Raw genomic sequence first — 1,706 nt, 5'->3', positions numbered from 1 at the left:
CAGAGCTGTCCTGGTCCTTGCTGGCGCGCCCCTCGATCACCGCCTCGATGGCCTCGAGGGTTTTCTCGGCGTGGGTACGTCCATCGAAATTGGCATCGGCAGCGGCGAGATCGGGCAGCACCTTGAGCGTGCCAGTATCGACCTCGTGCACCTCAGTGCCATCGGTCACCCGCAGGCTGTACCAGTAGTCGCCGGCTACCCAGGCGGCGGTATCGCTCGCCGGCGCGGCGAAGGTGTGCAATCTACCGTCAGGCTCGGACGCGAGATCGATGGACTGGACGCCGCGAAGGATCAGCGTTGCCGACCAATCCGGGGCGGGATAGGCGGTTAACGCAAGCGATATCGCCAGCGTCGTACCTGCCGTCATGCGTTCGGGAATGCCTGCCATGCGTCACCAGTTGTTGACCCAGCTCGTGCGCTGTCGCCTGGGTCGTCCCGTGGATGTCTTGCGCCTAGTCTTGCGCTTGCGTGGCTTTGGCTCCGCTGGCAGTGGTTCCGGTGCTGTATCCTGTGACGCTGGTTTCTCGTCAGTCTCTTCAGGCTGCTCATACTCCGCCAGCCGCGCGGCGTGACGCTTGAGGCTGGGGCTAGCGATCTTGAAGGCGGCGTAGGCATAGGCGCGGCAGTCGAGTGCTTCGTTACGCGGCCGGGTCTGATGCCATTCCCGCTTGGGCACACCCTTCACGTACTTGGTCACCAGCTTCTCGGCAGTCAGCTGATGGAACCATTCGGCTTCGCGATCGGCGGGGATATGCGTAAAGCCAGGGCCATGATGCTCGACCGCCAGCCGCCGCATGATGGTGAGCTTGGCTTCGTCGACACCAATCGAGAACAGATCCACCTTCCGCTTGCCGCGCCCCGTGCGCTTGCGCGAGGGGGCGGTCACAACCGGGCGATCCCATCCCGGCACACCCTTGATGGCGAACAAACGGCGACCAGTCTTCCCCCGGACGTATTCATAGGCACGCTGGGTGTAACCGCTGCTACCACCGGTATCCAAGCAAGACGCGATGATGCCGAGCTGGGCACCGCTCTCATGGGTCCAGGTGGTGGCCAGATAATCATCGAGATCTCTCCATACCTCTTCCTGCAGTGGGTCGCCCCACAGCACGGTGTAATCCACCGACCAGGATTCCTCGCCATAGCCCCAGGCCACGGTCTCCATCTCGAGGCGGTCCTGCTGCATGTCGATGCCGGCGGTGAGTACGACGCCCCCAGTCGGTACCGGCGCCCTGTAGCTCTCCGCGCGCTCCATGAGGACGTGAGCCTCGGCCTGCTCGCCCTGCTCTTCCCACGTCTCAGCAAGCGACACGTTGATAAACGACTGCAGGTCGCCTTTCGCCTTCTTGTCGAGGAACGATTGGATGATGTCGCGCAGTCGACGAAAGCAGCTGTACAGCTCATTGAGGTGGTAGCTGGCGTGGCCACGGAAAGGCTTGCTGGATTTCCATCCGGCGCCGACTTGCTCGGCCGTACGAATTGCCGCGATACGCTCACCGTCGTTCCACATCACGCCGCAGTGTTTGCAGGCGTAGGCGGCGGTGTCTGGGTGGTGGGTGCCGTCGTCGTCCTTTTGCCAGGTGACCTGATGCCAGTCGAGCGCCTGATGGTGATCGCAGTGCGGGCACGCCACGTAGAAGCGGCGTTGATCTCCGGCGTCATAAGAGGCCTCGATCTTGCTCTCGCCTTTGATAGTGGGCGTGGAG

General features: G+C 63.0%; 2 protein-coding genes. Both read right to left on the bottom strand.

Features of this window, described 5'->3' with window-relative positions:
* A partial coding sequence (locus OP496_RS17590) for a hypothetical protein (RefSeq protein ID WP_280565198.1) occupies positions 1 to 388 on the bottom strand: 388 nt, incomplete at its 3' end.
* A 3-nt stretch (positions 389 to 391) separates the two neighbouring features.
* Positions 392 to 1,706 (bottom strand): terminase gpA endonuclease subunit (locus tag OP496_RS17585; RefSeq protein WP_280565196.1); only part of this gene is annotated, 1,315 nt, incomplete at its 5' end.

The sequence above is a fragment of the Chromohalobacter sp. 48-RD10 genome, assembly GCF_029889785.1.
In the GTDB taxonomy this organism is placed as follows: Bacteria; Pseudomonadota; Gammaproteobacteria; order Pseudomonadales; family Halomonadaceae; genus Chromohalobacter.
The sequence above is the reverse complement of the archived record's forward strand: the minus strand, read 5'-3'. Positions and strand labels throughout refer to the sequence as shown.